This is a genomic window from Granulicatella elegans ATCC 700633 (assembly GCF_000162475.2).
Classification (GTDB): domain Bacteria; phylum Bacillota; class Bacilli; order Lactobacillales; family Aerococcaceae; genus Granulicatella; species Granulicatella elegans.
Genome location: NZ_KI391971.1, coordinates 1,279,557 through 1,304,971 on the forward strand (window position 1 = coordinate 1,279,557; position 25,415 = coordinate 1,304,971).

The following is a 25,415-nucleotide window of genomic DNA, read 5'->3' on the forward strand; positions in this document are numbered from 1 at the left end:
GGAAGTCATATAAAATTATTTAAAAGAATTTTCCGAAACCAATTCAATTTGATACAATTCAGATTTAGCATCTTTCGTACCAATTTCAGAATTCATGAATTTCACACGCTTGTTCACGGCAGTTACAGATTCACCAATTAAAGTTGGGAAAATGAAGGCTTGGTCGTGAACATATTTTTGCCATTGTTTAAAGAACTCCACATTCTTCGCTTCATCGAATGCTTCAGTAGAACCAATCTTGCCAATAATCTCATTACCCTCTGAACTTACAAAACGAGAGAAGTTGAATTTAGCTGTTTCTCCAAATAAGTTGGCTGGATTTGGATCATAACCAATTCCCCATCCACCCGCAAACATATCAATTTCCGGATCATCTGCTTGAATTTTTTCATAGAATAGACTCGGTTCAAGCGTACGGCCTGTATATAGTTTAATGTCTAAGCCGACTTCTTTAAACCATAATAAATATTGTTGGATTAACGCTTCATTTGCATCATCACGAGTACGAGCTGCGAAGTTGATTGATAATTTAGAACCATCTTTATTTTCACGTAATCCATCGCCATCTGTATCTTTATAACCAGCTTCATCTAATAATTGTTTAGCTTTTTCTGGATTATAATCAAATCCTTCTTGATTTGGATTATATACATCTTTAAAAGATGGAATAATAATAGAGTTTGTTCCTCTTTGTAAACCATTAAAAATACTTTCACCAGAAGCATTATTGTCAATTGCATAAGCGATTGCTTGACGTAATACTGGGTCACTCATTTTAGCATTTGGATTTGTAATATTTTTGCCTTGCTCTTTATCAAATTTTCCTAAATGGAATGCGATATATTCATATTGAGAAGCAAATGAACTAATAAAGGAAACATTTGTTAAATCTTTATATGCTTCAAATTGCGAACTTGGCATTGATGCAATATCATAATTACCAGATTTTACTTGAGAAACAACTGTATCAGGAGACACAACTTCCATCACAACTTTATCAACTTTTGAACGACCTTTATAAAAATGTTCATTTGGTACTAGTGTTACGGATTCTCCTGGAACAATTGATTCAATTTTAAATGGTCCTATACCTACGCCTTTTGTTCCACGAACATATTCACTTTTCTCCCATTCAGTGATAGGAATTGAAGAAAAGATATGTTTTGGTAATACATAGGATGGTAACGAGCCTCCTGCTAATTGCATTGATGGTCGCATTTGTTTAAAGTGAATTTTTACGGAGTAGTCATCTAATTTTTCTACTCCAGAAATTGAACTAGCTTCACCACTATGGAATTGTTCCATCCCTTCAATGTTCTGATAATTGCCATTATATCGAACGCCAGTATAATCTTTATTGCCAATTGCTTCAATTGCAAAAATATAATCGTCAATTGTTAAAGGTTGTCCATCTGAAAATTTATAGTCTTTTGAATTTAGTTTGACAGTTGCAGTTTTCCCTTCAATATCAAATTCAACGGATGCTAAACCTGTATTAGTTAATCGACGGTTATCATCAAATTCAAATAATGTATTGTCAATTTGAGATGTAATTTGTGAATCAACTGAATCTGATGCTAATTCATCCATAAAGATCCCTTTAAAAGGAGCTGGTGAAACAATTGCATATTTTAATGTTCCACCTTTAATGGGTGTTCCTTCATGAGTTACCTCTGATGCAAATTTCATTTTTGGTTGTGGGTTTGCACTTGTCGTAGTTGCATCACTTGATTGTCCTTTCCCGCCACAAGCTGCTAATGTTACAGCTACGGCTGCAGTTGATAAAAATAATAGACCTTTTTTCTTCATAAAATCCTCCAAGTAAATCATTTCGAATGAACTCGATAAAAAAATAAGAGACCATAGTGGTCTCTGTATACAAAAAGACCACGTAAGTTCTATTGTATTAGAATCTACGTGGTCGAGTTCATTCATAATTATAGTTTGCCACATAGATACAATTTCACGACAATGAAGGTTGTATCTATATGTACAAAATGTACGTTAAGAACAACCTGTATCTAGTGGCTTTGCCAACGAGTATTTAATTGTAATTGTAATTTGAATACTTGATGCATGTTCTTAACTCCTTTTCTTGTGATGGAGCTTATTATGCACTGATTTAAATCGATTGTCAACTACTTTTTTATGATTTTTTTCGAAATTAATTTTTATTCATTGAAAAAACAGCATCAAATCAACAACTAACAATATTTTTTCTATTATTCAAAAAACACATTTTTTATATAAAAAATAAACTCCCCACTGTAAGTTAGCCATGAGATTCGCTTTAGCGAAATCGCTGACATCCCATACTACTTACAGGGAAGTCATATTCCTAAACGCACCCTCATAAATGTATGCAAAAAAATAGACTTCCCGCTGTAGTAAGAGTACCAGTAGCCACGCTATTGGCTACTGGTACTGGGAAAACGCCAAGACGGTTTCACCGTCTTACTCATGACAGAAACAAAATTTGGTATTATACTTACGTTAGAGAACAATACTAATCCGTTCGAATTATTGGGGAATTGTCGTTCCTGTCGGGAAAACTGGATGAACAGGGGTCATGAGAAAACTCGATTATGCTTAGAGCATGAAAATAAAATTACATTTTACCTCCTGTTCCATTGTTCTTTAACAAGTAGAATAGGAGGTTTTATTATGCAAGTAATGCACCCAATATGTTGTGGAATTGATGTACATCAAAAATCCATTGTTTGTTGTATTTTAGATGGTCCTCTAACTTCAAATGAACCTAAAAAATATCAAACAACCTTTGGTACCACAACTAAAGAATTAAAAGCAGCTCTTGATTGGATACTTGAACATCAAGTTACGCATGTTTTCTTCGAAAGCACAGGACAATATTGGATTCCTCTTTTCAATATCTTCTCAGATTCCGACTTAGAATTAGTCCTTGCAAATCCGCAACATATTAAAAATGTCCCAGGTCGTAAGACAGACGTCAAAGATGCTGAGTGGATTGCACAACTTGGTAGGTGTGGTTTAATTAATCAATCTTATATCCCTTCTCAAGAAGTGCTTCAATTACGTTATTTAACTCGTTATCGTCTCTCAGTCAAACAACGTTTAACTCAAATAAAAAATCATATCCATGTCATTTTACAAAGGGCTAATATTAAAATAACAAGCTACTTATCAGATATTTTCAGCAAGACAGGACAAGCACTGTTAACTCTATTTATTGATGGTGAAGTTATTAATGAAGATAATGTCGAAAGTTGTATACACGGTCGCATAAAAGCCTCTACTAAACAATTAATTGAAGCTATGGAAGGTAAACTATCTACAGTAGATCGTTTTCTAATTAAAGAATGTATGGAAGAATATAAACTTCAGAAAAAGATATCAGATGAACTCAATAAAGAAATAAATGAATATATTTTAGAACATTTCCCTGAAGAATATCAACTTCTTCTAACAATTCCTGGTATTAGTGATAATTGTTGTGCCACTATATTAGCTGAAATTGGTCCAAATGTTGATGATTTTAAAACTGATAAGAAATTAGCTTCATGGGCTGGGATGTGCCCAGGTTCTAACGAAAGTGCCGGTGTAAAAAAATCTTCACACACGACGCAAGGCAATAAATATCTTAAACAAGCCTTAGTAATGTCGGTGTTAAGTGTTCAACGTGCTAAAGAAGAAACCTTTTCACTTTTCTATCAGCGAATTTCCAGCAGAGGAAGTAAAATGAAAGCTATTATCGCTTGTGGTCATAAAATGCTTAGAATTATCTATAAAATACTTCAATCGCACCAACCTTATAATAGTCAAAAAGCGTTAGGTCTGCGACAACAGACTAACGCTTTATCTTTGACAATTTAAAAAAATTTCCACTTATATTATAGCATAGGTAGTATCTTTTTGTCTTTTTTTCGTACTTTGTTTCAAATAAAATTCGAGACCTTAGGCTCGAATTTTAGGGATGAGACTCGCTTTTTAGCGAGGCTGCTTCCGTCCCATGCCGCATCAAAGAAATCATTTTCTGTTTTCATAAGGTAACACAAGGTTCAAAATAACCCCTGCTAATGCACATAATGCTGTACCTGATAATGTCACAGGACCTAATTCTAAAATCGCTCCACCTAATCCTAACACTAACATTGAACTAGCAATAATCAAATTACGCACTTCTCTAAAATCTACTTGCTTTTCAATTAACACTTTCAAACCATTACTTGCAATAACCCCATATAGTAAGATAGCCATCCCACCAAGTACTGCATTTGGAATCGTAGAAATCAATGCTGTAAATTTCCCAAGAAAACTTAATCCAATCGCAAATAGTGCTGCATTACGAATCACTGAAACACTAGCAATTCTTGTCATCCCTACAACACCGGTATTCTCACCATAAGTTGTATTCGCAGGACCACCCATAAATGCTGAAACTGCAGTCGCAACACCATCTCCAATTAATGTACGATGTAAGCCCGGTGTTTTCAAAAATTGTCTTCCACAAATTTGACTTAAAACCGTATGATCTCCAATATGTTCTGCAATGGTTACAACGGCAACTGGTAAGATTGCCCAAGTTTCAGGTCCAAAATACCAATGATATTCTTTGAAAAATCCATTTGTCGAAAATGGTAAATATAATTGCGGAATCGCAATCCAATCTGCTTCTAATACTGGAGTGAAATCAACCAATCCAAACAGTACAGCTACAATATATCCTCCAATAATTCCGAATAAGAATGGAATAATTTTTAAAAATCCTTTAGCTTTTGTATTAATAAATGCTGTAATCAAGAAAGTTACAATCGCTACTGTTATTTGTTGAACTGTACCATCTTTAATAAATCCTGCATTTGTCACGGCTGAATTTGCTAATCCTAAACCAATTACCATAATCATTGGTCCAATGACAATCGGTGGTAATAAACGATCAATCCATTTTGTTCCAATTAATTTAACCGCTAATGCTACTATTACATAAACAAGACCTACAAGAACAACCCCTGACTGAGCCGCTGAAACATCTCCATTCATTTGTTTCATTGCAAATGCCATCGCTGAAATAAATGCAAATGAAGAACCTAAGTACACTGGCACTTTAAATTGAGTTGCTACCATGTAAATCAGAGTACCTAAACCTGAAGCAAATAATGCTACAGAAACAGGCATCCCTAAAATTAATGGCACTAAAATCGTTGCCCCAAACATCGCAAACACATGTTGCAAGCTTAGTAATAAGCCTTTGGCAAAAGGTGGATTTTGGTCCACATCGAGTAATAAGTTGACTTTTGAAGTTTGTAACTCCATCATTCCCTCTTTTCCGGGCCTTTTTGTGCATACAAAAAAGCAACCCTATTTATTTTTGTTTGCAAAAGGGCTGCTTTCATATAGGAAAATTTTTTCTATGCATAAAAAATTCTCCTAGAAATATAAACTTGAACTATGATCGCCTTTTTCACCTCACGGGATGAATTTAAAAGCCCTCGCTATGCGAAAGTATACTAGACTTTTCATGAAATAACAAGTGAATTTTTTCGTTTATTTGAAATTTTATCAAATTTTACACCACGAGTATATCTGTCTCTTAGGTTTAATATTCATTGTATTTTTCTTAAAAATTAATTATAATACAAGCATAAAAAAAGCGATTTCTTGTCAGCTCTTTTATGTATAACTGTATAAGTTATATTCTACAAACTTTTCTAATCAAAGAAATATAATAGTAAGTGTTAAAGATAAAAATATTGAATTAGGGGATGAATATATGAAAAAGAGAATATTAACGAGCTTGATAACCGTTTTAGGAGTAGCCTTATTTTCTTTTCTAAAAAATTATATGAATGTATCACTAGTAATGAGCGCAGTAATTTCCTGTATTTTTATAGTTTTAGGTATATTTATGATAGAATTTCGATGTAATAAATAATTCTGAAAAAACGTATATCTCAATCCTAAGTGAGAAAGTTATATAGTGAGCTTCTCTTGGCTCTAAAATCAAGAAAGTTATCAGTAATTTTTTGCTACTTAAAGTGTGTATATAACAACAGGGACAAAATACTTGCCCCTGTTTTTTATCTTTCTATACTTTCTAATTCAAAAATTTTTTGTTGTCCATAAATACTATTATTTCCATTTACGACAAATGCAACAATACATACAATTGCTGCATATGGCATCATACTATATCCGAACACTTCACCGATAATAAAAATAGGGGCTAGCCAAGTGTTTGTCGCACTTCCAAATACAGCTCCATAACCTAACGCAGCTGCTACCATTGGAGAAATTCCTAACCAAGAACTCATCACAATTCCTAAAGAAGAACCAATCGAAAAGAGTGGAGTTACTTCCCCGCCTAAAAATCCTGCACTAAGGGAGAATACTGTTAATCCTAATTTAAACAACCAATCTTGTACAAAAATTGTCTCACTATAAAAACTAGCATGAATTAAATTCGTCCCTAATCCTGCATAACGACCACTACCAAAAGCTGCGATTAAAATACTGACACCAATTCCTAATAAGAATATTCTTAGAGTTGGACTTGGAATTTTATTACTCCAATATTTTTTCAAATACGCTAAACTTACACTAAATAGTCTTCCTGTTAATCCAAAAGCAATTCCTAATACAACCATCTTCAATAATGTTTCATCAAATTGAATATCTACAAGAATACCAACCATAAATTTCTCTAATCCTAAACGTTGCGCTACATTCATCGAAATAAAACTGGACAACAATGCATAAAATAATGCGTCAATTTGTAATTGTCCGACAATCATTACTTCAATCGCAAAGAACGTTGCTGCTAGAGGAGTGCCAAATAGTCCAGCAAAGCCGCTCGCCATCCCAATCATTAATAAAATTTGACGATTTCTCTTAGAAGAAAACCATTGTTGAAACTGATTCGCAACCGTTGCTCCTAATTGAACCGCCACTCCTTCACGACCCACACTTGCTCCAAATAAATGCGCTAGCCATGTTCCAATCATCATAAAGGGAATTAACCATTTTGAAATGCGATTGTCCTCTCCTTGCCCAATTCGAAAGACAATATTCATTCCTTCAACCGCATTTTTCCCGTATTTTAAATAAACTGTATGAAATAAAAATCCTACTACTGCTAAAAACGGAATTAGATACGCAAAATATTCTACCCGTAATTCGGATACTTTTAATAATACTTGCCCAAAAAAGGACGTTAAAACACCAGTAATCACTCCGACAATGATACTAACGATTCCTAGTAAAACTTTTTCCTTGATTTTACACGAATTCACCAAATAACCTCCTCGAATAAAAAAGACTGGAGAAATATCTCCAGCCTCCGATTTAACCCGCAAATTTTTAATCTAAAATTGTGAACTTTTCAATAAATAATGGACTTACTGAACGGTTTTCATGAATACGTTTGATCGCTTCAGCCATTAATTGGTCCACACTAACTTGGACAATTTTTCCACCTGTTTTTTCTTCAGGAACTTGAATTGAGTCAGTTACTACAACTTCTTTAATAACAGACGCATTTAAACGATCTAATGCTGGACCTGACAATACAGGGTGAGTACAACAAGCATAAACTTCTAATGCACCAGCATCTTGAATAGCTTGCGCTGCTAGTGTAATGGTTCCAGCTGTATCAATCATATCGTCGATTAACACGGCAACTTTTCCTTTAACATCCCCAATGATATTCATTACTTCTGCAACATTTGCTTTTGGACGACGTTTATCAATAATTGCAATTGGCGCATGTAAGAATTCTGCTAATTTACGTGCACGAGTTACCCCACCATGGTCTGGTGAAACAACGACGATATCTTTATCTTTGAAATTATTTTCTAAGAAATAATTGGCTAATAATGGAGCTCCTAATAAGTGATCCACTGGAATATCAAAGAATCCTTGAATTTGAGCAGCATGTAAATCTAATGTTAACACACGATCTGCACCTGCTTGTGTAATCATATTTGCTACTAATTTTGCTGTAATTGGTTCACGTGATTGAGCTTTACGATCTTGACGTGCATATCCATAGTACGGTAATACAACGTTAATTGTTTTTGCACTTGCACGACGTAATGCATCGATCATAATTAATAACTCCATTAAGTTATCATTTACTGGATACGATGTTGATTGAACAATATAAACATGGTCTCCACGAATACTTTCATCAATGTTAATTTTAATCTCTCCATCACTAAAATGAGTAACGGATACTTTTCCTAATTCTACCCCGACTTGATCTGCAATTTTTTGAGCTAATGGACGATTTGAGCTTAGTGCAAAAATCTTTAAATTTGGATCGGAATAATGTTCCACAATGATAACCCCCGAAGAATTTTATTTTTGTTTTTTCACTACTATAATAATAAACGTTTTTGATTCGTTTTTAAAGAACTAAATGTATATTTCTATGAATTTTTTTGAGCTGAAGGTAATTTTTCAGCATAGTTTTCTTTATTTTCTTGACGAGAACGAGCAATGGCTAAAGCTCCATTTGGAACATCTCTTGTAATTGTAGAACCAGCTGCAATAAAGACATCATCTCCAATTGTAACAGGTGCTACTAAATTCGCATTGCAGCCCACAAATACACGGTCACCTACAGTAGCTCTATGTTTATTTTTACCATCATAGTTTACGAAAATTGTTCCACAACCAACATTGATTTCTTTCCCTAAATCAGCATCTCCAACATAGGTTAAGTGACCAACTTTTGTTCCAGATCCTAAGGTTGCATTTTTCACTTCTACGAAGTTTCCAATATGAACAGAATTTCCAATGACAGATTTTGGACGAAGATGTGCAAACGGACCAGCATTACTATAAGCTTTCATTAATGACTCTTCAATATTTGAACTTGTCACTGTTACATAATCTTCTAATACAGAATCACGAATCACACTACCTGAAGTGATGTGACAATGTTGTCCAATCATTGTATCCCCTTTTAAATAAACTCCTGGTTCAATCACTGTATCTGAACCGATGACTACTTCTGAGTCAATGTATGTTTGTTCAGGGTCAATTAAAGTGACACCGTTTCTCATATGTTGTTCATTAATACGTTGACGCATTGCTTTTTCTGCTTTGGATAAAGCAACTCGGTCATTAACGCCCATTCCTTCATCTACATTTGGCATTTGATACGCAGAAATGATTTCTCCGCGTTTTTTCAAAATTTCTAATACATCTGGTAAGTAATATTCCCCTTGAGCATTATCATTTCCAACTTCGCTTAATGCGCTGAATAAAGATTGATTATCAAAGCAATAAGTCCCTGTATTAATTTCTTGAATCGCTGCTTCTTCTGGAGTAGCATCTTTATGTTCTACATTTTTTAAAACTGTTCCATCTTCCTCACGAACTACATGTCCATATCCAGTTGGGTCGTCTACCCAAGCTGTTAAAATAGTCGCTTTTGCTTTTGTATCTTCATGAACTTTCATTAATTGTTCAAAAGTTTCTGCAGTTAATAGCGGTGTATCTCCACAAACAACTAAAGTAGTCCCTTCTTTATCTTTCAACAATTCTTCTGCTTGTAAAACAGCATGACCTGTTCCTAATTGTTCTGCTTGTAAAGCATAAGAAACACGTTCTCCTAATTGTTGTTGTACCATTTCTGCACCATGTCCAACAATGGCTACAATCGTTTCGGCTCCCGCACGCTCTACTTGATCTACCACATGCTCTACCATTGGTTTGCCACAAACTGGATGCATGACTTTATAAAGTTCAGATTTCATTCGTGTGCCTTTTCCAGCTGCTAAAATAATTCCGTATTTTTGATTCATATTATCCCTCGCAAGTTCTATTTTTACTTCTTTATAATAGTAAACTATGATGTTTTTTGCAAGAAAGTGTCTTGAATATTGGTGAATTTGCTTTTATTTTTTTCATTCTTTTAAATATGCTATACTGTAATCGAGAAAATCATAAAGGAGCCCTCAACATGCAACCTATCTTTTTAAAGCCAGTCCTACAAGAAAAAATTTGGGGTGGAAAAAAATTACAAACAGAATTTAACTTAACTTTACCAAGTGATAAAGTTGGTGAATCTTGGTCAATTAGCGCTCATCCAAATGGACAATCAACTGTTCTTTCTCCTTCTGAGTATCAAGGAATGACATTAGCAGAACTATATGCTGGCCACGCAGATTTATTTCATCAACAAACATTGCCAACTTTCCCTTTATTAATCAAAATTTTAGACGCAAGCGATGACTTATCTATTCAAGTTCACCCAGATGATGCTTATGGGTTAGAACATGAACACGAATTAGGGAAAAACGAATGTTGGTATGTTATTTCTGCTGAACCAGGTGCAAAAATTATTTACGGACATACCGCACAAACAAAAGCAGAATTTGTTCAATTAATCCAAGAAGAAAAATGGAACGAATTATTTACAGAAGTTCCTGTCAAAGCAGGAGATTTCTTCAATGTTCCAAGCGGAACCATTCACGCTATTGGAAAAGGGATTGTCATTTTAGAAACACAACAAAACTCTGACACTACTTACCGTGTCTATGACTATGACCGAAAAGATGATGCAGGAAATCCTCGTCCATTACATATTCCACAAACGATTGATGTCACTACAATTCCGCATCAATTACCAAGTTTTAAACAAACAATTGAAAAAACGGATAATGCAACGATTACTCATTTCATTACAAATCATTATTTCTCTGTTTGGAAGTGGGAAATTGATGGTACTTACGCTACTACACTAGATGACAACTACTACTTAGTAACTGTTATCGAAGGTGAAGGAACACTAGAAGTAAATGGCGAATCATTCGCTCTTAAAAAGGCAGATTCCTTTATTTTACCAACACCGATTCATGATGTAACTGTAAAAGGAAATCTAACACTAATCGTTTCTCGTTCTGAAGAATAAGAAATAAAAACAGCATTCTGGTTATGGAATGCTGTTTTTTTAACAATAAATTTAATTATTCTAAAATGTTAAAACCTAAACTTGTACTGTCTCTTAAAAACATTTGAACAGTTTCTAAAGAATATTGTGTTAAATCTTTATCTTTTAACGATAATTTCTTTATCAAATCAGAAGTACATGTAATGATATCCACTCCTAGCTCATTTGCTTGATAAATATTAAATGTTTCTCTAGGACTTGCCCATAATAATTCAGCCAATTCTTTCTTACGACAAATTTCTAAAGCTTCTTTCATAATCGGCATTGGGTCTACACCTGTATCTGCAATTCTTCCCGCAAAAACGGAAACAATGGATGGAGTATTATTTTTTAGCACTGCTACAACTTCTTCCACTTGTTTTATTGTAAAAATTGCAGTTACATTAACTTTAATACCATCTGCAGTTAAACGGTTAATCAATGGTACAGTACTCTCTCCTTTTGAATTAGTAATAGGAATTTTTACATAGACATTTTCCGCTAACGTTGCAATTCTACGTGCCTCTTTTTCCATTTGGTCGATTTCATCTGCAAATACTTCAAAAGAAACAGGGTAAGTTTTAATCTCTTTTAATACTTCCTTAGCAAATCCAATATAACTTGTAATACCAGCTTTTTTCATTAAACTAGGATTAGTAGTAAACCCCGTTACAATACCAGAATTCAAATCATTTAACATGTTATCTAAATTTGCTCCATCAGAAAACACTTTAACTGTTAATTCTTTAACCATATGATTTACTCCTCTTCTTCAACAATATTATTCAAAGCTTCTTTTGATTTTGTAAGAACTGAAGGTAAAACTAATACGACAGCTAAAACAGCGGCAATAATATAAATACCGATAGCTCCTGCTGATTCACCAGTACGTCCCAATAGAATACCAATTAAACCAAAATCAAAATCACCAAATGTTGTATTAGCAAATCCTAATTTTCCTAAAACTGGAAGTAATGTAGCTGGTAAAAATGCTAAGAATAATCCATTTACAAATGATCCTAAAATCGCTCCTTTTCTACCTCCTGTTGCATTACCAAAAATTCCGGCTGTAGCCCCGCAGAAGAAATGCGGTACCATACCAGGAATGATTAACACTCCGCCCAATGCACCAAGTACAAACATACCTACAAGTCCACCTAAAAAACTAAATGCAAAACCAATAATTACAGCAGTTGGAGCATACGGGAAGAATACAGCACAGTCTACCGCAGGTACTGCGTTTGGAATTAATTTAGTAGCAATACCTTGGAAAGCAGGAATTAAGTCTGCTAAAATCATACGAACCCCTGCATAAACTACTGATACACCTACAGCAAATGTCAAACCACTAATAATAGCAAAAATCAAAGGATTCTTACCGTTAGCCAATTCTTCTACAACTTGAGGATTTCTAATCAAACAAGCTACAACACCAATAATATAGAATATTACCATTACAATTCCTGTTGAAATTGTTGTGTTTCTTAAAAAACTCCATTTATCAGAAATTTGTAATTCTTCTGTACTTCTGCTATCTTTACCAACCTTAGTACCTATCCAAGCTGCTAAATAATAACCTAAACTTCCAAAGTGACCCATAGCAATTTCATCACCATCTGTTACTTTCAAAGTATATTTTTGACCAATTGCTGGTGAGATAGCTGACCATGCACCTAAGAAAAATCCTCCTAATAGAACTAATGCAACTCCTTCAAATCCAATTGCTCCTAAGACCGCTGAAAGTAAACATGCCATGAAGAAACTATGATGCCCTGTTAAGAAAATATATTTAAAACGAGTAAATCTAGCGAAAAACAAATTCAATAACAATCCTACAATTAAAATTGACATTGTTTCTACACCTAAAATTTTTTGTGCTACACTTGTAACAGCCTCATTATTTGGAACTACTCCAGTAATACCAAATCCTTGTTCAATTAATGTTGCTAGAGGAGCTAAATTAGCTTGAATAACACCTGCTCCTGCAGCTAACATTAAATATCCTAAAATAGGACCTAATGTTCCAGTCAACACCTTATGTCCTGGTGTTTTTAAAGCAAGTAAGCCGACAAATGCAATTAATCCCATTAAAAATGCTGGCTCACTTAAAATATTTTGAAAAAATATTAATACCCCATTCATGTTACTTCCTCCTTATTTATCACATTAATTATTATTCATTTCTTGTAAAACTGGTGCTAATACTGGTTCAATTTTCTTTCTATTTGTATAACTTTCTACAATACAAACATTTGCTGTTTCTGGGAAAATATCTTTAAACTCTTTCACAGTTACATATAAATCAGCATTTTTTCCAACTGCTGCATTAGAATCACATGATTCTGCTTCAACTTCAATCCCTAAGTCTTTGGCTATAGCTTCTACTTTTAATCTCAATAACAAGCTACTACCAATTCCATTTCCACAAACTGTTACTACTTTAATCATCCCACTCACCTCCTTCTTGAATTACTTTCTCAATTAAACCTAAAATTTCTTCAGGAATTTCTGCTCTAATCAAACTTTCTATAATATCATCATCATCTAAAATTAATGCCAACTGCTGTAAAGCTTTTAAATGTGCAGTAGAATCAACTGTTGCTAATACAAATATTAACTGTACATTTTTATCTTCATCATCTGCTAATCCAAAATTAACAGGTTCTTTTAATTGCAACAAACTAATCCCTAAGCGATGCACACCAGCATCTGGTGATGCGTGCGGTACTGCTACTTTTGGTGCCAACACTATATAAGGACCAATTTCATTAACACTTGAAATAATAGCTTCAACATAACTTTCTTCTATATATCCATATTCTAACAAAGGTTTAGAAGCAATTCTGACTGCAGTTTGCCAATCATTTACTTTATCTAATTGTTGAATCAATTCTTTTTTTACTAGATCTTTCAAGGAATCACCTCCTAACACTACTTCTTTATTTGCAAACAAATATTTTGTTAAATCGTTTCTCAACTCCTTTTCGTTTTTTATTAATACATGCTTAGTAATAATTTTAAGTATTTCCTCAACTGAAATAAATTCTTCTTTCTTCAAATGGAAAGTTTCAAAAACTTTTTTCTTTAATAGTATTTTTTCAGTAGAATTCATGATTGTTTTAACAATAAAAAGCGGTTTATCTACCTCAATACTCATTGTAGAAAAAATCATATCAACTTTTTGAATTCCAATATTCTTTTTATAATCATTAAAAGACATTGTATAAAATTCTATCATGGGAAAAATCTGTTTTAATTCGGCTCGTAAAATTAATGAAGAGCTAATTCCATTTGGACAAATAACCATAGCAACAATTTTTTCTGTTATACTTTCCTTCTGAATATTTTCTAAATATCCACCAAAATGAATAGTAAAATAGGCAATTTCATCATTAGATATCTTTTTAAACGTTGCTTCTTCTAAAGGCTTAAGACTTCTTTTAATTAAAGCAAACAAATAGTCATATTCTTTAATAATTTGACTTGTCAGAGGATTTTTTAAAGAAACATCAAAAATTTGTCTATAAAATGCAGGATATAAATGTGCATATAAATTTTTTCTAAATTGAAATGTTTCAGGAAATTCTAAACCTGTATTTACTTTTACTTGTAAAATAATTTCGTCCATTATTTTTATAATTTCAGGTTCAGGATTAATATTTAAATCTCCCTGAACACATCCAGCTAATCTTGATAAAAGAAATTCTCTTTCCTTTGATAAATTTGGAAATTTTTCTTCGATATCTATTAGCAACCTTAATAATGGTGTTTCAATTATTTTTTCGAAATCCTCTGTATTTTTGATATAAGATTCTTTCAAACTATATTCATTAATTACTGCCATCAATATGGCTACCGTATCAATTTTCTCTGCAATAAATATTAATTGATATTTATCACTATATATCTTTAGCAAATTAAAAAATAATTCTTCCTGATATATTAAATTACATTCATTAAAAATATAGCGTAAAATATTTCTTCCACACACTAAAGTAATTAAATTTCCAATTGTTCTCTCAAGTAATTCTCTAATTTTATTACTATTTCCATCTATATAATATCCTTTATCACGAGAGTAGATTAACTGAAGTTCATATTTTTGCAAAATAACTTTAACTTCTTTTAAATCTGCTAATATTGAATTTTTACTCATTCTTAAAAAATCTTGCAAATGTGAATTAGAAATATAGTCAGAACATAAAATTATATAGAAAATCAACATATCAATACGTTCTTCTTGAAACACATAATTTTTTGATGCTATATCAACATACTTCAATATATTAGTTATAGAGATATCTGGTGTAATGATAAAATTATTTTGAACTGTAATGGTAGGTAATTTTAAAATTACTAACATTTCATTAACTTTTTGTATATCTATCATTACAGTTCTTTTATTACATTGAAGCACACCCTCCATTTCTTCTATAGAGGTATGATTATAATTAAGAAAAAATTGATATTTTTTTATGAGCTCATTTGTTAACACTTTCTTCCTCCTATAACCAAATTATATAAAGCGCTATCATTTTCATCAATAATATTTGAGCACAACTTTATGTTCGTTATCTCTACATAAATTGTGCCCAAATTTACTTTACCCTAATAAATACAAAATCACTGCAACAATAGTACTTGTCAAACCTACCAATGCTTCGTAAGGAATTAACTTCATACGATCTTCAATACTCATAAAGACTGAACCTCCAGTAGCATGGAAGAATGAGCCATGAGGAAGAGAATCTAACACCGTTGCCCCAGCATGAATCATTGCTGCAGCTGCTACTGCAGGAACCCCAGAAGAAACTAAAGGAGTTGCAAACGTTTGAGAAGCAATCGTAGAACCAGCTGTTGTAGAAGCTGTAGCTGCTCCCATTAAAATACCTGATAATGGCGCTAAAACAAAGGATGGCATATTCAAAGCTTCCAATACATGAATCATATCCACTTGTAGAGAAGAAGCTTTAATAATTCCTGCAATCGTTCCTGTTCCAATTAATAAAATCGATACACCAATTACTTTACTCAATCCAAATTCAGTATATTCTACAGTATGTTTTGAATGCCCTGTTACTAAAATGGTTACTAATCCACCAATTGGTAATGCAATTAAAGGATCCACGCTTACTCCTACTAATGAACGTAAAGCTAATAAGGCAATAACCACAACCGGTCCAAGAATTGCTTGGAAAAATGGCACAGAAGTGTGATGTTCAGCTTCTTCTTCCATATCGTCAAAAGCATGATCGACTTTCTTTGCTAGAAATCCTGCTAATAAAATACTCACAACTAATGCCACTAATGCAGGAATAATATTTTTAGCCATTAATGCTGTTAAATCTAATTGAAACGCTTCTGAAGCAGCAATTGTATTGGGATTTGGAGAAATAATATTTCCTGCTTTTCCTCCACCAATCATCGCTAATAAAATACCTGCTTTTGATAAATTTGCTTTTTTTGCAATCGCAATAGCAATCGGTGCTACTGTAATAACTGCAATATCAATAAATACTCCCACTGCACAAATAATCATTGTTGCAATCGCAATCGCTGCAATAGCTCTTTTCTCCCCTAACTTCTTCACAATTGTTTCAGCAATTGTTTCAGCAGAACCTGTTTTAATTAAAGCACCTGCTAAAATACCTGAAGTCATAATTCTTAATACTGGAGACATCATTCCTTGTGCTCCAGTCACCATCGCACTAACGGAACCTGCTAACCCTGCTCCACCAATCACGCCTCCTACTAAAGCTCCTAAAATTAAACTATAAGCTGGATGAACTTTTTTAATAATCAGTATAATTGCGAGAATTAATCCAACTAAAGCTCCTAATGTACTAATTTGACTAACCATTTTATTTTCCTTCTTTCATCATTTCTACTACTCTAAAAACTTGTTCTACTGTATCCACCATATTTTGATGAGCAACTTCTTTATTCATTGCTTCTTTGAGTGTTACAACTCCTCTTAAAATTGGGAAAAATGCATCAATTCCATGTTGATTACATTCTTTTGCATCTGGTGTAACAGCTCCTGCAAAAGCTAACACTTTCTTTTGATGCTTTTTAGCTAAGGTTGCTACTCCTATTGGAGCTTTTCCTAATGCCGTTTGTCCATCAAGTCTTCCCTCACCTGTTACAACAAAATCAGCAGTTGCTATTAATTCTTCTAATTTCGTCTCTTTTAATACAATTTGAATACCAGACTCTAATGTGGCATTAGTATAAGTTAAAAACGCAAATCCCATACCACCAGCCGCCCCAGTTCCGGGATAAAATCGATCCGCATGAGAATTAATGTTCTTAGACAATTCAGCATAGTGTAATAATAATTGATCCAATTCTTGAACCATTTCAGGAGTTGCTCCTTTTTGTGGACCAAAAATAGCACTGGAGCCATTTTCACCACATAATGGATTCGTTACATCACAAGCTACTTTGAAAGTACATTCTTTTAATGTTGGATGTACATTGCTCTCTTCAATACTCGCTAATTCTCTGAGTCCATTTCCTCCATAAGAAATAGCCTTTCCTTCTTGTGTTACGAAATCATATCCTAATGCTTGTAACATCCCAACTCCACCATCATTTGTCGCACTTCCACCAATTCCAACAATAAAATGTCGACAACCTCTTTCGATTGCATCTAGAATTAATTCACCAACTCCAAAAGTAGTCGTATTCATCGGATTGCGGCTTTCTTCAGGAACTAATGTAATTCCTGCTGCTGCTGACATTTCAATAATGGCTGTCTTACTCAAATCATCCTTCGATTCGATAATTCCGTAGATTGCTTCTACTTTTTCTCCTAACGGTCCTGTTACTTCTTTAGTAACAAAGATTCCTCCCATTCCTTCGACTAATGCTTCAACCGTTCCTTCCCCACCATCTGCTAATGGCCGAACCACTACCTCTGCATTTTGATAAACACGTTTTATGCCTTCTGCTATCGCTTTACCAGCTTCCATAGACGATAAACTTCCTTTGAACGAGTCAATGGCAACAACAACTTTCATATTTAAACCTCCCTTTTCATAGTTCGATACATTATTATAGCAAACGCTTACATATTTTCAAAGTACTTTTAGAATATTTCTTAAAAATTCTATTAAATTTCTTTTTAAAAACAAAAAAAGACGACCGAAGTCGTCTAAAAATTTTAAAAAAATTCAGCAAAAAACAGAAAAAAATGCTGAAAAGAAAAATAAAAAAGATAGTGATAAGAAAATAAACTTGAAAGGAAAAGTAAAAAAACTTATCACACTTTTATGATATCATTAAGTTCTATCAATTTCAAGAACAAAAAACCACCTAATACATAGATGGTTTTTTATTTTTCATACCTATCTTTTCCGGAGATAGTTCTATGAAAAAATCTTAATGCTTGTATGATATCACTAAGCTCTATCAATTTCAAGCACAAAAAAACCACCTAATACATAGATGGTTTTTATTTTTCATACCTATCTTTTTCCGGAGATAGTTCTATGAAAAAATCTAAAAAAAACAAATAAATTAAAATATGATAAAAAAACTTATCACACTCGTATAATATCACTAAACTCTATCAATTTCAAGCACAAAAAAACCACCAGGAGATTAGGTGGTTTTCAAAACTATCCCCTGAACGGACAGTCCAATAAAAAAATAAAAAAAAGAAAAAAAGTGATAAGAAAATGAAAAAAAACTTATCACACTGGAATAATAACATAGATCACTATAGATTTCAATAAAAAAAAGGATGAGAAACCTCATCCTTCATTAAATTTCATTTTATTATTTGTTTGCTAATAAATCACGGATTTCACGTAAGTAATCTTCAGCTTTTGGTTCTGGAGCTACTTCTTTAGCTTCTTCTTTTCCAGATTTAGCCAAACCTTGAACAGTGTTCATACCTTTAACTACCATGAAAAGAACAAAACCTACGATTACAAAATTAATGATTGCAGCAGCAAAAGCACCTACACCTAATGTAGCTGAACCGATTTGAACTGATACACCAGCGATTGAATCTGCTTTAAATACCATTGCAATAATTGGTTCGAAAATGTCTTTTACTAATGAATCAACGATAGCTTTGAAAGCTGCCCCAATGATTACTGCAACTGCTAAATCAACAACATTCCCACGCATTAAGAACTCTTTAAATTCTTTTAACATTATGATTCCTCCTAAATTTATAATATTTACCATAGATATAATACAAGATTTTGCATTTCAATGCAACAAATATGATTTCTGTTATATTAGTTTTTGGATATAATTTTCTGGAGTATAAGAATCCACGTTAAATAAAGGTGTATCACCAACTGACAACTGTGCTAATAATGCACCAATCCATACTCCTGAAGTTAAGCCTGAAGATCCTAGACCACTAGCAACAAATATCGAGTTTTCTTCTGGAATACTACCGAAAAATGGTAAGAAGTCAGAAGTATAGGCTCTTGTTCCAATTCGACTCCCTACCCATTTAGCTTGTTTTAATGGAGGGAAAACTTCACACGCTTCTTCATACATCTTTTGTTGTAACTCTTGGCTATCTCTTAAATCAAACCCTTGATCATTCTCATGTGTTGCACCTACAATAATTTTCCCATCTGCAAATGGTAAAATATCAATTTCCCCATGCAACATACAAACAGGCCATTTTCCTGTTTCTTCAGTTGTCTCTAATTCTAATTCAATTAATTGCCCTTTTTGTGGTCGAACGTCTACATAATACCCTAGCGGTTCAATTAACTCTTTAACCCACGCTCCACTTGCTACGATAATTTTGTCGAACTGTTCTAGTCCTCTATTTGTCTGAACGACTACTTTTCCTTCTTCATCTCGTGTTAAACTCACTTTTTCTTGTTGAACACTAGCCCCATTTTGTTTGGCTAAAAACAATTGCTGTTCAACTAATAGTTTCCCATCAACCCTTCCTCCACCTGAACAATGGATCGCTCCATGCGTTCCATCCCATCCCGGAACATAAGTGGAAATGTTCTCAGCTTCAATTTTTGTTAAAGTCCCAATTCTCTCTTCTTCTTTTCTTCTTTCAGTAGCAATTTTTTCTAATTTTTCTAATAATTCCGGAGACTTTTTAAACACTAGAGCTCCTACTTGCTCATACGGTAATTGAGTCACACCATCTTCTTGTAATTCAGCCATTAATTCTGGATAATAAGAAGCTCCTCTTGCAGTCAATCGATACCATTCTTTATTTCTTCTTTGAGACAACCATGGGCAAATAATTCCTGCTGCAGCTTTCGTAGCTTGCCCAACTCCATCATCATAGACGACTAATTCTACTTCTTTATTTTTTGACAATTGATATGCAGCCGTTGCTCCCACAATTCCTGCTCCGATAATTGCAATCTTCATCCTACTTCCTCCTTAATCTTTTCGATTCCATTGATGTTCTTGTTCAAAAATTTCTGCGATTTGTAATAATAAATCTTCTCGCCCTTTTGCAGCCATCAGTTGTACCCCAACTGGTAGTCCTTCTTGTGTACAATAAATTGGGAGGCTAATCGCTGGTTGTCCAGTAATATTGGTCAATTGAGTAAATGGAGTTAACTCCAATGTTTTTTCAAACATTTTCCAAATAATTTCTTGCTGTTCATTTACTGAATATTGTTCGATGGATTCTAGTGCTACTCGAATGGATTCTTTCATTGGATACTGATCATGTTTTGGAGCGATATCATTCACACATGGAGTTAAAATCACATCATAGTCTCCATGACACTCTTGCATCTGTTTTGTCCAATAATCCCACTGGTTCAATGCTGCACTATAATCTTTCGCTAAAATCTTTTGTCCCGATTGATAAATTCCCCATGTCATTAGTTCCATATCTTCTTTTGTAAGTGGACGTTGTAGCATTTTTTCAATTCCATCCATCATCGCAGCTGTTTCCACACTATTCATCACATAGTAATTTTTCATCACTTCGATGCCATCTACTGGCCATTGAATTTTTTCAATAGAATGTCCTTTTTCTTGTAAAAATCTTACAGCTCGATTCAAAGCTTTTTTTGCGGAATCTTCAACCTTATTTCCAATCGGTGAATCTTCTATGACGGCAATTTTTAGTGGTCGTTCAATAGATGCATAAAGTTGTTGTTTCAATAATTTGGGTAATATAAACGGACTTTCCATTTGTTCCACTTGTAGTACTTCTAATAAGCTTCTTGTATCACGAACAGTTTTAGTTAAGGCAAAATTTACTGATGCTCCTTGCCAGCCACGATAGCCATTAGGACCAACAGGTATTCTACCTCGACTTGGTTTTAACCCAATTAATCCTGTAAAACTAGCCGGAATACGAATCGAGCCTCCACCATCACTTGCCATCGCAATTGGAACCATTCCACTCGCCACTGCACTTGCAGCGCCACCGCTCGATCCCCCTGCATTACGACTGAGGTCATATGGATTCGAAGTGACTCCCCACAAGCTTGGTTCTGTCATATTTTTAAATCCAAATTCAGGTGTATTGGTTCGCCCAATAATGACAAATCCTGCTTCTTCTAATTTAGCGACTAATGTATCTTGATGTGTTTGAAGGATATTTTTGAATAAACGTGAACCAGCCGTAGAAGGTTCACCCTTTTGACATTGTCCTAAATCTTTCAACAATAAAGGAACCCCTGCAAATGGTTTTTCACTAAAATTGCGTGTTCGAGCTTCTCTTAATGCTCTTTCTTCTTGCAAATGCACGACCGCATTCAAAGTTGGATTCAATTGTTTTACTTTAAACAAAGCATCTTGAACTAATTCAACAGAAGAAACTTCCCCATTTCTAACTGCTTGTGCCATTGCTGTTGCATCTTTAAACTCTTGCATGTTTATTCCTCTCCTTCCATTCACTCTACTTTATTGTACACAGCTATTTTCTATTCGTAAACCTCATAATTATCGTATTTTAAGATATCTTTTGAAAAATAAATGACACCTTTGCTATACTAACTTCAAACTAAGAAAAAAGGAGTTCTATTTATGAAAAAATCTCATTTGCTACTAGGGCTGGGAATCTCTATTAGTTTATTAACGGCTTGCCAAAAACAAGAAACCACAACACTTTCAACTAGTGAAGCAACCACTACAACCGTTGAGGAAACAACTGTTGCTCCAAAACCTGTTACTGACTACACTTTATACAATTCTGTTCTTCAAGACTATAAAGAAGCGCTGAAAAAACAAGGTGGCTCCTTCAATAAAGAAAATATAAATCAATTTATTTTAATCGCAAAAAATAATCACTATCTACAAGGTGCTTCTTATATTTTATATGACTTTGATAAAAACGGAGTTGAGGAATTATTAGTTGCGACTACGTCAATAGACAATAAACATGCGATTTTAGATATTCGCACCATTGTCGATGGAAAAGTTGTTCAAGTAACCAATGCTGAAAATCAATTAAGCTTTATCGGTGAAAGAATGAATATTTTCCCATTAGAAGATGGAACTTTCACTTATATTGGAGCTGCTTCTGCAAAAGACCATGTATATGCGCATTACAAATGGAATGAAACAGGAAGTGCATTAGAACGTGTAAAAGAAGGAACAACTGCAGATATTATTGAAGGACTAGCTCCAAAATTAAATATCCCAGAAAATGATTGGTATCCAGTGCAATGGTATATCACTACTCCTGAAAAACAACAAGAAATGGCAAAGGCAAAGCTAGATCTTCAAGCCATTAAAAATGGAGATTATACTACTCTAAAAGGAACATGGGTAAATCGTTTAGGGTATACTCTTATATTCGATGAAAATGGGCTAGTTAGTGATACTGAAGCCGTAGAATTTTCACGATTAAAAGAGGAAAATGGTTTTTTACGAGTTGGAGTCCAACCGAAAATACCTGCTCCAGGAGGATATGTTTTAGCAATTATTCCAGCTGGAGTAACTCTATCCTATTCTACCTCAGACCCGTCTCAAATTGACCGTGATCGCTTATGGGCAGGGCAGTCAATTGCTGATAATCCGGCAGACTTCTATTATAAAGTTGATGATTAACAATTCTCAAACATACGTCAGTGGGAACTTTCTACTGGCGTTTTTTGGTATTTAGAAATTTTTATTATATAATTTTGTTCATAATTTCACAGTTATCTTTTGATATTTTGAATCCCTTTTTGTTATACTTTGAGTATCAATAAAAAGGAGTGAATACTATGAAAAAAACTCATTTGCTAGTAGGGCTGGGAATCTCTATTAGCTTATTAACAGCTTGTCAAAATTCAAGTTCTAATTCTAACTCTGCTACAACAGAAGCAGAAACAACTACTCAAACAACCGTTGCACCAAAACCTGTAACGGATTATACATTGTATAATTCTGTTCTTAAGGATTATAAAGAAGTCGTTGAGAATGTTACTAAACATTCAAATGATCATTCTAAAATAACACTTAATGATAATGTTAATAGTATCGCATACTTAGTAAAAAAAGGATTCGATTCTCCTGGTATTAGTTATACATTATATGACTTTGACAAAAATAATGTGGATGAATTAGTAATTTCTATGGATTCTTCAAAAGAAAATCATTATATTTTAGATATCTATACTATTTCAGAAGGAAAACTAATTCGAGTAACAAACAGAGAAAATAAATTAGATATGATTGGGGAACGAATGCAAATATTCCCATTAGAAGATGGAACATTTTTATACATCGGCGTAGGAACTTCAAGAGATCACGGCTATATTCATTACAAATTAAATGATAAGGGAGATGCTTTAGAAGAGATTAAAGAAATAATTACTGATGATAATGTTAAAACTCTCTCTCCAAAAATTGATTTAAAACAAAAAGAATGGAAACCAACACAATGGTATATCACTTCTCCTGAAAAACAAAAAGAAGTTACTCAGAAGAAATTAGATATTCAAGCGATTCAAAATGGAGATTATTCAAGCCTAAAAGGCACTTGGGTAGACGGTACTGGGCATACCTTTATTTTTGATGAAAAAGGTCTTGTAGATGAAAATTATGAGATGAAATTATCTTATTTCAAGGAATATAAAGGCACATTAATTGGTGGATATGGTCCTAAGAATTCTCCAGTTGGTGGTGCAGCTGTTTATATCATCCCAGGTGGCGTTCCAATGACAGCCGATAGAAATGATACTTTCGTAGATCCTATTCAAACAGATAAAGATCGTATTTTTGCTGGGCAACAATTCCCACGATTCGCAAGTGAGTTTCATTATCGAATTGATGATTAACTAAACACACTATAAAATCCCGTCAGACTCAAAAACTGACGGGATTTTTGTCTACTAAAAAATGCCCCTTTGAAGAGGGACATTAAGATTTAAAACTTATTAATCATTAGAATAATTCTTTATAGAAAGCAATTGTTTCTTCTAATGTTGGCATGAATGGGTTACCAGGTGCACAAGCATCGATTAACGCATTCTTAGATAGATATTCGAAATCAAAGTCTTTTTCTTCAATTCCTAATTCAGTTAATTTCTTAGGAATACCTACAGTTTCAGATAATGTTTCAATTTCTTTAATAGCATAAGCTGCACATTCTTCATCTGTTTTACCAGCTGGATCTAATCCTAAAGCTTTAGCTACATCACGGAATGCTGCAGGTACACGTTTTGCATTTTCACGTTCAATAACTGGTAATAACATTGCACAACATACACCGTGTGGTAATTTATAAACAGCACCTAATTGGTGAGCCATTGAGTGAACATAACCTAAACCTGCGTTGTTGAATGACATACCACCTAAGAAGATAGCATTTACCATTCCTTCACGAGCTTCGATATCGTGACCATCTTTTACAGCACGTGGTAAATATTCTTTAATTAATTCAATTGCACCAATTGATAATTTTTTAGTTACTCCATAAGCACCTGGTGTTACTAATGCTTCAACAGCGTGAGTTAAAGCATCCATACCTGTTGCTGCAGTTAATGGAGCTGGTTTAGAAACCATTAATTCTGGGTCATTAACTGAGATTAATGCTAAACTATTTTTATCAACCATTACCATTTTAACTTTACGTTCTTCGTCAGTAATAACGTAGTTAATTGTAATTTCTGCTGAAGTACCTGCTGTAGTGTTGATAGCTACTACTGGTAAACCTTTTTTAGCTGATTTGTGTAATCCTTCATAGTCTTGAGGTTTTCCACCATTAGTTGCGATAACTGAAATACAGCTTGCAGCATCTTGTGGAGATCCACCACCTAAACTAATAATGAAGTCACAGTTGTTTTCTTTTAATGCGCTAACACCATCTGTTACGTTTTTACAAGTTGGGTTAGGTTCTACATCTGAGAATACAACATAATCAATTCCGGCTTCATCTAAAGGTTTTGTAACTTTAGGAAGAATTTCACTTGATTCGATAAATTTATCCGTTACTAATAAAGCTTTATTATAACCTAAATCTTTTACATAAGAACCAATTTCGTTTACTACTCCTCTTCCGATTAAGTTAATTGCTGGTACATAAAATGTTGACATAATGTTTCTC

The 25,415-nt window shown here is 33.7% G+C and carries 19 protein-coding genes; 4 read left to right on the top strand and 15 right to left on the bottom strand.

All coding sequences use genetic code 11. The annotated features are described in order from the left end of the window. Positions 1-15 precede the first annotated feature (15 nt). The gene (locus HMPREF0446_RS06060) at positions 16-1,809 is read right to left on the bottom strand and encodes an oligopeptide ABC transporter substrate-binding protein (RefSeq protein WP_020991399.1); all 1,794 of its coding nucleotides are present in this window, start codon (positions 1,807-1,809) and stop codon (positions 16-18) included. A gap of 855 nt (positions 1,810-2,664) precedes the next feature. Between HMPREF0446_RS06060 and HMPREF0446_RS08495 the strand changes: the two genes are divergently transcribed. Continuing rightward, positions 2,665-3,852, top strand: a complete 1,188-nt coding sequence (locus HMPREF0446_RS08495) for an IS110 family RNA-guided transposase (protein ID WP_006702274.1) — start codon at positions 2,665-2,667, stop codon at positions 3,850-3,852. A gap of 153 nt (positions 3,853-4,005) precedes the next feature. Here HMPREF0446_RS08495 and HMPREF0446_RS06070 read toward each other — a convergent pair whose 3' ends face one another. The 4 genes from HMPREF0446_RS06070 to glmU form a co-directional block, all read right to left on the bottom strand. Beyond that, complete coding sequence (locus tag HMPREF0446_RS06070; RefSeq protein ID WP_006703382.1) at positions 4,006-5,292, bottom strand: uracil-xanthine permease family protein; 1,287 nt, start codon at positions 5,290-5,292, stop codon at positions 4,006-4,008. Positions 5,293-6,056: 764 nt separating this feature from the next. Beyond that, the gene (locus HMPREF0446_RS06075) at positions 6,057-7,268 is read right to left on the bottom strand and encodes a chloride channel protein (protein WP_020991400.1); all 1,212 of its coding nucleotides are present in this window, start codon (positions 7,266-7,268) and stop codon (positions 6,057-6,059) included. A 67-nt stretch (positions 7,269-7,335) separates the two neighbouring features. Next, positions 7,336-8,316, bottom strand: a complete 981-nt coding sequence (locus HMPREF0446_RS06080) for a ribose-phosphate diphosphokinase (protein WP_169816074.1) — start codon at positions 8,314-8,316, stop codon at positions 7,336-7,338. Between the two features lie 89 nt (positions 8,317-8,405). Then, a complete protein-coding gene (glmU, locus tag HMPREF0446_RS06085) occupies positions 8,406-9,788 on the bottom strand; it encodes a bifunctional UDP-N-acetylglucosamine diphosphorylase/glucosamine-1-phosphate N-acetyltransferase GlmU (protein ID WP_006703379.1) in 1,383 nt (460 codons plus the stop codon). Positions 9,789-9,946: 158 nt separating this feature from the next. On the opposite strand from glmU, the gene manA reads away from it, so the two are divergent. Beyond that, positions 9,947-10,897, top strand: coding sequence for a mannose-6-phosphate isomerase, class I (gene manA / locus HMPREF0446_RS06090; RefSeq protein WP_006703378.1), 951 nt, complete (start codon positions 9,947-9,949; stop codon positions 10,895-10,897). A 55-nt stretch (positions 10,898-10,952) separates the two neighbouring features. On the opposite strand, the gene HMPREF0446_RS06095 is transcribed toward manA, so the two are convergent. From HMPREF0446_RS06095 to HMPREF0446_RS06135, 9 genes are all read right to left on the bottom strand, one after another. Then, a complete protein-coding gene (locus HMPREF0446_RS06095) occupies positions 10,953-11,669 on the bottom strand; it encodes a transaldolase (RefSeq protein WP_006703377.1) in 717 nt (238 codons plus the stop codon). A gap of 5 nt (positions 11,670-11,674) precedes the next feature. Then, positions 11,675-13,057 (bottom strand): PTS ascorbate transporter subunit IIC, encoded by a 1,383-nt coding sequence (locus HMPREF0446_RS06100; RefSeq protein WP_006703376.1) that lies wholly within the window; start codon positions 13,055-13,057, stop codon positions 11,675-11,677. Between the two features lie 24 nt (positions 13,058-13,081). Continuing rightward, positions 13,082-13,363 carry a PTS sugar transporter subunit IIB gene (locus HMPREF0446_RS06105; RefSeq protein ID WP_020991401.1) on the bottom strand — a complete coding sequence of 94 codons (282 nt, stop codon included), beginning with the start codon at positions 13,361-13,363 and terminating at the stop codon, positions 13,082-13,084. Beyond that, positions 13,356-15,410 carry a BglG family transcription antiterminator gene (locus HMPREF0446_RS06110; protein ID WP_006703374.1) on the bottom strand — a complete coding sequence of 685 codons (2,055 nt, stop codon included), beginning with the start codon at positions 15,408-15,410 and terminating at the stop codon, positions 13,356-13,358. The genes HMPREF0446_RS06105 and HMPREF0446_RS06110 overlap by 8 nt, the downstream gene beginning before the upstream one ends. A 108-nt stretch (positions 15,411-15,518) precedes the next feature. Next, on the bottom strand, positions 15,519-16,775 hold the full coding sequence (locus tag HMPREF0446_RS06115) for a GntP family permease (RefSeq protein ID WP_006703373.1): 1,257 nt from the start codon (positions 16,773-16,775) through the stop codon (positions 15,519-15,521). Between the two features lies 1 nt (position 16,776). Beyond that, a complete protein-coding gene (locus HMPREF0446_RS06120; RefSeq protein WP_006703372.1) occupies positions 16,777-17,937 on the bottom strand; it encodes a glycerate kinase family protein in 1,161 nt (386 codons plus the stop codon). A gap of 760 nt (positions 17,938-18,697) precedes the next feature. Continuing rightward, positions 18,698-19,081, bottom strand: a complete 384-nt coding sequence (gene mscL / locus HMPREF0446_RS06125) for a large conductance mechanosensitive channel protein MscL (RefSeq protein ID WP_006703371.1) — start codon at positions 19,079-19,081, stop codon at positions 18,698-18,700. Positions 19,082-19,162: 81 nt separating this feature from the next. Beyond that, complete coding sequence (locus HMPREF0446_RS06130) at positions 19,163-20,287, bottom strand: NAD(P)/FAD-dependent oxidoreductase (RefSeq protein ID WP_020991402.1); 1,125 nt, start codon at positions 20,285-20,287, stop codon at positions 19,163-19,165. A 12-nt stretch (positions 20,288-20,299) separates the two neighbouring features. Continuing rightward, complete coding sequence (locus HMPREF0446_RS06135) at positions 20,300-21,754, bottom strand: amidase (protein WP_006703369.1); 1,455 nt, start codon at positions 21,752-21,754, stop codon at positions 20,300-20,302. Between the two features lie 153 nt (positions 21,755-21,907). Between HMPREF0446_RS06135 and HMPREF0446_RS06140 the strand changes: the two genes are divergently transcribed. Both HMPREF0446_RS06140 and HMPREF0446_RS06145 read left to right on the top strand, forming a co-directional pair. Further along, positions 21,908-22,933 carry a DUF6287 domain-containing protein gene (locus HMPREF0446_RS06140; protein WP_006703368.1) on the top strand — a complete coding sequence of 342 codons (1,026 nt, stop codon included), beginning with the start codon at positions 21,908-21,910 and terminating at the stop codon, positions 22,931-22,933. Positions 22,934-23,091: 158 nt separating this feature from the next. Further along, positions 23,092-24,147, top strand: a complete 1,056-nt coding sequence (locus tag HMPREF0446_RS06145; RefSeq protein WP_020991403.1) for a DUF6287 domain-containing protein — start codon at positions 23,092-23,094, stop codon at positions 24,145-24,147. Between the two features lie 106 nt (positions 24,148-24,253). Here HMPREF0446_RS06145 and HMPREF0446_RS06150 read toward each other — a convergent pair whose 3' ends face one another. Continuing rightward, positions 24,254-25,405, bottom strand: a complete 1,152-nt coding sequence (locus tag HMPREF0446_RS06150) for an iron-containing alcohol dehydrogenase (protein WP_006703366.1) — start codon at positions 25,403-25,405, stop codon at positions 24,254-24,256. Positions 25,406-25,415: the final 10 nt, after the last annotated feature.